This is a genomic window from Tabrizicola flagellatus (assembly GCF_046295235.1).
GTDB classification, from domain to species: Bacteria; Pseudomonadota; Alphaproteobacteria; order Rhodobacterales; family Rhodobacteraceae; genus Tabrizicola; species Tabrizicola flagellata_A.
Genome location: NZ_JBKBLV010000068.1, coordinates 1 through 6937, shown reverse-complemented (window position 1 = coordinate 6937; position 6937 = coordinate 1). Strand labels below are relative to the sequence as shown.

Here is a 6937-nt window from a genome sequence, read left to right as displayed (position 1 = left end):
GAGGCGGGCGGCTATGTCTCGCCCGAGGCCGAGGCCGCGCTGCGTGCGAGCCTTCAGGCCGACATGACGAACGAGCTGGCGCGCTATCTGGTGGGCGAGATGTTCGTGCAGGGCGGCCGCTTCGACCAGGCCTTCCGATTCTGGCGCCCGCTGGCCGAGCAGGGCAATCCCGACGCGCCCTGGACCGCCTCGATCCGCGAGCGGATCGCCTCGGTCGCGGAACTGGCCGGCATCCGCTATGCCCTGCCGGGCGCTGCCGGCGGAATGCGCGGCCCCTCGGCGGCGGACATGGCGGCGGCGGGCGAGATGTCGGCCGAGGACCGCCAGGCGATGATCGAGGGCATGGTGGCGCAGCTGTCCGACCGGCTCGCGACAGAGGGCGGCTCGGTCGAGGAGTGGAACCGTCTGATCCGCTCGCTGGCGGTGCTGGAGCGGCTGGACGAGGCGCAGACGATCTACGACGAGGCGAAGGCGAAATTCGAGGGCCAGCCGGCGGAGCTGTCCTTCCTGCGCCAGGCAGCGGTGGAAACCGGTCTGACCCCGTGATCTACGCCTCCATTGAAGAATTTGCCGCCGCCCTGCCCCCGAACCGGGCGATTGCCGGGCTGGACCTGGGCACGCATACCATCGGCGTGGCCCTGTCGGACCTGCGGCGGCAGGTCGCCACGCCGATCGAGGTGATCCGGCGCGAGAAGTTCACGCTGGATGCGAAGCGGTTGCTGGCCCTGCTGGAGGCCCGGGGGGCCGCGGGAGTCGTGCTGGGGCTGCCGTTGAACATGGACGGGTCGAGCGGCCCCAGGGCGCAATCCACCCAGGCCTTTGCACGCAATCTGGAGAAGCTCACGGGCCTGCCCATATGCTACTGGGACGAGCGTCTGTCCACGGTTGCGGCAGAAAGGGCACTTCTGGAGGCGGATACGTCGCGAAAGCGTCGGAAAGAGGTGATCGACCAGGTGGCGGCCGGCTATATCCTGCAAGGCGCGCTGGACCGTATGGCGCATCTGGGGCGGAGTGAGCCGTGAAGGACGATGTCTGGAAGCGCGACGAGATCGCCAGCCCTTGCGTCAAGCTGTGCGTCGTCCACCCCGAAGAGCGGATCTGCGTCGGTTGCTACCGCACCATCGACGAGATCAGCCGGTGGTCGCGCCTGACGCACGAGGAGCGCGCGGCGGTGATGGCCGAATTGCCGGGCCGGGCGCCGCGCTTGCAGAAGCGGCGCGGCGGGCGGATGGCGCGGCTGGAGCGGTAGTCGGGCCTCGCGCTGCCTGACCGGCCGCGACCGGGGGCGCTTCGCCCCCCGGCCCCCCCCGAGAGTATTTCGCAAAAGGGCAAGTCAGGGTGCGGTCAGCCAGTCCCGGACGCTGGCCAGTTGCGGGCGGAAATAGGCGATTATCCGACCTTCGGGCGGGGCCGTGTCCTCTGGCCTCCAGGGCGCCACTCCGTGCAGGGTCAGGCGGTGGAGCAGGGTTGCCTCGCCCGGCCGGGCGGGCAGTTCGACCCGGCGGCAGCGGGCAAAGACCGTGCGGCGGGCGGACTGGTAGGCCGCGGTGATGTCGATCTCGCCCCAGGTTTCCGGCGGGTGCGGCGCCAGCGCCTGGCGCAGCGCGGCGCGGAGGAGGTCGTGGCTGCCCTCCCAGACGGTCAGGGGCGCGGCGGTCGTCTCGTTCAGGGGCAGGCCGAGGATCCAGGCATGGGGTTCCCTGACCATGCGGGCGCGGGTCGGGCCGATGGGCAGGAGACCGTCGAGATGCGCGGCGTCGCGGTCGCGGCGGAAGGCGAAGGCGGCCGGCATTTCCTCGGGCGAGGGCCGGGGATAGCCGGGCCGGATCACCGAAATCTGCCCGCGATGCAGCGGTTCGGGGGCAAGCGGCAGGACCGACCAGGGGAAGGGCGCGCCGCCGATCGCGCCGTCGGGGCAGTTGGGCAGGGCATCGACGCCGACGAACCAGGTGCCGCCGCAGCGCCAGGCTTCGGTCGTCGAGGCGAGGGTGTCCAGCGCCGCTGTCCGGGCGGCGGCGGCCCAGGCGGCGATGGCCGGGTCGGGGCCGATCCGGCACCAGCCGCGCGCGGCCGCCGCTGCTACCATCCCAGGACCTTGCGCAGCATGTTGAGCGCGACCAGCGTCAGGAAGATCGCGAAGGCACGCTTCAGGGGTCTGGGGTTCATCGCATGGGCAAGCCGCACGCCCAGCGGCGTGGTCAGGAGCGTGGTGCCGATGACGACGAGGAAGGCGGGGAGGTTGACCGCTCCGATGGTCCAGGGCGGCGCCTCGGCCACGGGCAGGAGGAGGAAGCCCAGCACCGAGGGCACGGCAATCAGCACGCCGAAGCCCGAGGCGGTGGCGACCGCCCGGTGGATCGGCAGGCCGTAAAGCGTCATCAGCGGCACGCCGAAGGTGCCGCCGCCGATCCCCATCATCGCCGAGAAGAAGCCGACCGATCCGGCCTCGAGGCTCCGCACCGGCTCGCCGGGCATGTGGTCACCCAGACGCCAGTGGTCGCGCCCGAAGGCCATCCAGAGGCCGGCCAGCCCCGCCAGCGCCCCGAACACGGCTTGCAGCGTCGTCGAGGAGACCTTGCCCGCGACATAGGTGCCGATGGCGGCCGAGATCACCAGAGCCGGACCCCAGGTCTTCAGCACCTCCCAGTCCACCGCGCCCTTCCTGTTGTGCGAGGAGACCGAGCGCAACGAGGTGACGACGATCGTCGCCATCGAGGTCGCGACGCAGACCTGCATCAGCTGCCCCCCGCCATAGCCGAGATGGCCGAAGGCGTAGAAGAAGGCCGGGACCAGCACGATCCCGCCGCCGACGCCGAGAAGCCCGCCGATCACCCCGGCGAAGGCGCCGATCACGACCAGGGCGGCGATCATCGGCAGGAGAAGCGAAAGGTCGGGCATGGGGTCACACGATCAAGTGGCGGCGAGGCGACCCTAGCCTCCCCCGCAGGCACAGGCCAGAGCGGAAGATGCGCGGGTGGGGCTTTCCTCTGCCGACGAAGGGGCGTAGATCTCACGCCCTTGTCGCAAGCATTTTCCGGAATCTGCATCATGACTCGCGCCGTTTCATTGACCTTCTTGTCCGTCATCCTTGGCCTCGTGGCCGCCGTCGGCCCCTTTGCCATCGACATGTATCTGCCCGCGATGCCCGAGATCGGGCGCGACCTGGGTGTAGGCAGCCAGGCGGTGCAATGGACCATCGTCGGCTATTTCGTCACCTTCGGGCTGGCGCAACTGGTCTATGGGCCCTGGGCCGATCAGGCGGGGCGGAAGCCGCCGCTCTATGCCGGACTCGCGCTGTTCATCACTGGCACGGTCATGTGCGCGGTTGCGCCTTCGATCGGCTGGCTGATCGCCGGGCGGATGGTGCAGGGCCTTGGCGGGGCGGCGAACATGGTGGTGTTGCGCGCGGTGATCCGGGATCTCGCGACCGGCCCGCAGGCAACGCGGATGATGTCCACCATCATGATCGTGATCGCGGTCTCGCCCCTGCTCGCCCCGCTGTCCGGGGCGGGACTGCTGGCCTTGGGAGACTGGCGTCTGATCTTCTGGGCGCTGCTGGCTGCGGCCTGTCTGAGCTTTTTCCTGATCCACTTCGCTGTCCCGGAGACCTTGACGGACGCCAACCGGCAGCACTTCGACCTTGCAGCCTTCCGGTCGGGAACGCGGATCCTGCTGGCCGACCGGGGCTTCATGGTCATGACCTTTCTGGCGGGCTTTGCCTTCGCCAGCTTCTTCGTCTTCATCGCCAGCGCCGCCTTCGTCTACCGGCAGGAGTTCGGCCTGACGCCCACCCAGTTCTCGCTGGCCTTCGCAGTGAACGCCATCGGCTTCTTCGCCGCCTCGCAGTTCGCCTCGACCCTGGCGCAGCGGCTGGGCACGCTGCGGATGATCGCCGGGGCGACGGTCGGCTTTGCGCTGGCCACCTTCGCGGGCTTCGGCCTGGCACTGGCAGGGCTGGCGAGCCTGCCCGCGACGATGACCACGCTGTTCGTGGGCAACATCTTCCTGGGCGTGATCCTGCCCACGGCTCAAGTGCAGGCGCTGGAGGACCACGGCGACATCGCGGGGCTCGCCTCGTCACTGGGGGGCACGATGCAGATGGTGGCGGCGGGCGTCCTCGTCGCGGCGGCGGGGCCCTTCCTTGACGGCACCGTCCTGCCGATGCTGGCGGCGATCGCTGCCTGCGGGCTGATCGCTCTGGTCCTGTCGCGGCTGATCCCGCGTCAGGCGGCCCTGGCCTGAACCTCGGCGAGGGCGGCGTCCAGCACCTCGAGCCCCGCTCCGTCGCGGCTGGCGCGTTCCGACAGCACGCGCCGCCAGCCCCGCGCGCCGGGGCGTCCGGTGAAGAGCCCCAGCATGTGCCGGGTGACCTGGTGCAGCCGGCCGCCAGCGGCGAGGTGGTCGGCGATGTAGGGCCGCATGCCTTCGGCCACCGCGACCGGATCGGGGGTGAAGTCCTCGCCCCACAGCGCATCGGCCCCGATCAGCACCGAGGCCGGGTCGTGATAGGCCGCCCGGCCGATCATCACCCCGTCGAGCCCCTGTGCAAGCAGGGCCCGCGCCTGGTCCAGCGAGGTGATGCCGCCGTTGATGCAGATGGTCAGCTCGGGGAAGCGCTGCTTCATCCGCACCACGAGGTCGTGGTCCAAGGGCGGAATCTCGCGGTTTTCCTTGGGGGACAGGCCCTGAAGCCAGGCCTTGCGGGCATGGACGATGACATGCCGCACCCCTGCCCCGGCGATGGTCTCGATGAAATGGGGCAGGACGGTTTCGGGATCCTGCTCGTCCACGCCAATCCGGCATTTCACTGTAACCGGCACGTCGGTTTCCGCCTGCATCGCGCGGACGCAATGGGCCACCAGTGCCGGGCGCTCCATCAGCACCGCGCCGAAGCAGCCCGACTGCACCCGATCCGAGGGGCAGCCGCAGTTGAGGTTCACTTCGTCGTAGACCCAGTTCCGCGCGATCCGGGTCGCCTCGGCCAGCTCGCTCGGATCCGAACCGCCGAGTTGCAGGGCTACGGGATGTTCGATCGGGGAATAGTCCAGAAGCCGACCCTTCGGGCCATGGATGATGGCCGGGGCCGTCACCATCTCGGTGTAGAGCATCGTCCGCCGGGTCATGTGGCGGTGAAAGACGCGGCAATGCCGGTCCGTCCAGTCCATCATGGGGGCGACGGAGAGGCGGTGGGGGCCAAGCTGCAAAGAGTTCCCTTGTTTTGCTGGATATTTTTCAGAACTCGTCATGCGTCATTCGTCCTTGAAAGGCCTTGAGCCCCCTCCCCGTTGGACAGTGAATGTTCCCAGGTGGGGGACGAACTGGGAGGATGGGGGACAGTGGGCTCGATATCAGAGCGCAAGCGCGCCGATGGCACTATCGCATACAGGGCAGAGATCGTTGAGCGCAAGGATGGAAAGCGGAAAATTGAACTTCGCCGGGTTTGCCGGAGGCTCCAACTTCTGAGTAGGGTGGAGCAACATGAGCGAGGCCACGAACAAGTTTTCACCTGATGTGCGCGAGCGGGCCGTGCGGCTGGTTCTCGACAATGAGGGTCAGCATGGTTCGCGCTGGCAGGCGGTGCTGCCGATCGCGGCGAGATTCTGCGCGCATCGAAGCGCGTCGGGTGAACCTTCTGGCGACGATGGAGCAGGTATCAGCGCCGAAGTCGCGTTGAAACCAAGGTGCACTGCATCAAGCTCTTGGGGCAGGGTCTTTCCGCGCAGGACTTCGACCGTCAGGTTGCGGAGTCCCAGGTGCGTGTCGCCGTTCTGAATGGCTTCACGGCAATCGGGATACCCGTCACCAAAGCCATCGGATGTGCTGCGGGCGGAAACGACGGATCCCGACCAGTAGCGCCGGTCTCGGGACGGCGCCCCCCCCCGCACGCGGGGCAGGCCGGACTCGGCCCTAGATCAAGGCGCCCATGCAGCGATCTGTCTTCGCAACCACAGAGTGCCTGCACCATTCGACAACGCTTGAGATGTCGGTAGGCAGTGCCACTGCTAAATCGCCCGCAAAGGCCAGAAAGGCCGCAAGGTTCAGGCCGTTCACCCCGACGAGTAAGGGTATTTCCAGTTCAAGAGCATCGCCGATGACCGGAACCAGCCCCTTGCCCTCAGCCTCGCGCTTGCCGAACTTGTTCACGATCAGCAGGTCCGAGCCGGGCAAGCGCAGTTGCACCTCCGCGACCGACTGTTCCAGGGCACCTGAGTCGAGCGTGCAGCCACGGGCCAGATCGCCGCGATCCTCGCTGATCCTGACAATGGGACCATCGGGAAGGATCCTCAGGTCCATGTCGCACTTGCGGCGATAGGGGCGTTCGATGTTCGACTGCACCGTTCCGGCAAGGCGCAGCCCTTCGGCCTGCAACCGCTCGGCCACGGCTGCGATCAGCGCGTCGGTCCGGCCGCGGCCCTGAAGGGTCACATAGGCAAGTCTCACGGCAATCTCTCCTGCGCCATGGATAGGGGATGCGCCGCCGGTGTCCAGCCGGCGGCGCATCACGGTCTTCAAAGCTCCACTTCCCACGACTTGTAGGAAACGGCCGCCGAGGCCGGGGTCGCATCCGAGATCTTGCGGATGTTCGCCCAGGTTGCCTTGTAGTTCGGCAGGATCAGCTCGTTCACGCCCGCGTTCACGATGTTGCCCTGCGCCCCGTTCGGCGCGCCGAAGACCATGAAGGTCTCGTTCTTCCGCGCCGTCGGTTCCGGGTAGGCCAGCGCCTGCGTGGCGCCGACATCGTTGTAGATCTCCACCATGTCCCCCGGCTTGATGCCCAGTTCGGCCATGTCCTCGGGGTTGATCTGGATGAAGGGCACCGGGAAGCGGTCCATCACGAAGTCGTTGCCCTGGTCGAGGAACCAGTTCTGCCAGTTCATGTTGGCGCGGCCGTTGTTGATGAAGAAGCGGTGGTTGGCCTGCTGCTGGGCCTTGCCCG

At 68.1% G+C, this 6937-nt stretch carries 8 protein-coding genes and 2 pseudogenes; 5 read left to right on the top strand and 5 right to left on the bottom strand.

Annotated elements, in window-relative coordinates:
- The 3 genes and pseudogenes from ACK4IU_RS18085 to ACK4IU_RS18075 all read left to right on the top strand — a co-directional run.
- Positions 1 to 546, top strand: a pseudogene (locus ACK4IU_RS18085) (c-type cytochrome biogenesis protein CcmI); the annotation flags it as partial.
- Positions 543 to 1022 carry a Holliday junction resolvase RuvX gene (ruvX, locus tag ACK4IU_RS18080; RefSeq protein WP_409738081.1) on the top strand — a complete coding sequence of 160 codons (480 nt, stop codon included), beginning with the start codon at positions 543 to 545 and terminating at the stop codon, positions 1020 to 1022. The pseudogene ACK4IU_RS18085 and the gene ruvX, both read left to right, overlap by 4 nt.
- Positions 1019 to 1249, top strand: coding sequence for a DUF1289 domain-containing protein (locus tag ACK4IU_RS18075; RefSeq protein ID WP_409738078.1), 231 nt, complete (start codon positions 1019 to 1021; stop codon positions 1247 to 1249). The genes ruvX and ACK4IU_RS18075 overlap by 4 nt, the downstream gene beginning before the upstream one ends.
- An 84-nt stretch (positions 1250 to 1333) precedes the next feature.
- On the opposite strand, the gene ACK4IU_RS18070 is transcribed toward ACK4IU_RS18075, so the two are convergent.
- Complete coding sequence (locus ACK4IU_RS18070; RefSeq protein WP_409738075.1) at positions 1334 to 2086, bottom strand: hypothetical protein; 753 nt, start codon at positions 2084 to 2086, stop codon at positions 1334 to 1336.
- The gene (locus ACK4IU_RS18065) at positions 2080 to 2898 is read right to left on the bottom strand and encodes a sulfite exporter TauE/SafE family protein (RefSeq protein WP_409738072.1); all 819 of its coding nucleotides are present in this window, start codon (positions 2896 to 2898) and stop codon (positions 2080 to 2082) included. Before ACK4IU_RS18065 ends, ACK4IU_RS18070 begins: the two co-directional genes overlap by 7 nt.
- A 168-nt stretch (positions 2899 to 3066) precedes the next feature.
- Here ACK4IU_RS18065 and ACK4IU_RS18060 point away from each other — a divergent pair, with 168 nt between their 5' ends.
- On the top strand, positions 3067 to 4242 hold the full coding sequence (locus tag ACK4IU_RS18060; RefSeq protein ID WP_409738069.1) for a multidrug effflux MFS transporter: 1176 nt from the start codon (positions 3067 to 3069) through the stop codon (positions 4240 to 4242).
- Here the strand turns inward: ACK4IU_RS18060 and dusA are convergent.
- The gene (gene dusA, locus ACK4IU_RS18055; protein WP_409738066.1) at positions 4224 to 5246 is read right to left on the bottom strand and encodes a tRNA dihydrouridine(20/20a) synthase DusA; all 1023 of its coding nucleotides are present in this window, start codon (positions 5244 to 5246) and stop codon (positions 4224 to 4226) included. The genes ACK4IU_RS18060 and dusA overlap by 19 nt on opposite strands.
- A gap of 330 nt (positions 5247 to 5576) precedes the next feature.
- On the opposite strand from dusA, the pseudogene ACK4IU_RS18050 reads away from it, so the two are divergent.
- Positions 5577 to 5816: pseudogene (locus ACK4IU_RS18050) on the top strand (IS5/IS1182 family transposase); the annotation flags it as partial.
- Positions 5817 to 5907: 91 nt separating this feature from the next.
- On the opposite strand, the gene ACK4IU_RS18045 reads toward ACK4IU_RS18050, so the two are convergent.
- Positions 5908 to 6441 carry a DUF2478 domain-containing protein gene (locus ACK4IU_RS18045; RefSeq protein WP_409738063.1) on the bottom strand — a complete coding sequence of 178 codons (534 nt, stop codon included), beginning with the start codon at positions 6439 to 6441 and terminating at the stop codon, positions 5908 to 5910.
- Positions 6442 to 6509: 68 nt separating this feature from the next.
- A partial coding sequence (locus ACK4IU_RS18040) for a molybdopterin dinucleotide binding domain-containing protein (protein WP_409738061.1) occupies positions 6510 to 6937 on the bottom strand: 428 nt, incomplete at its 5' end.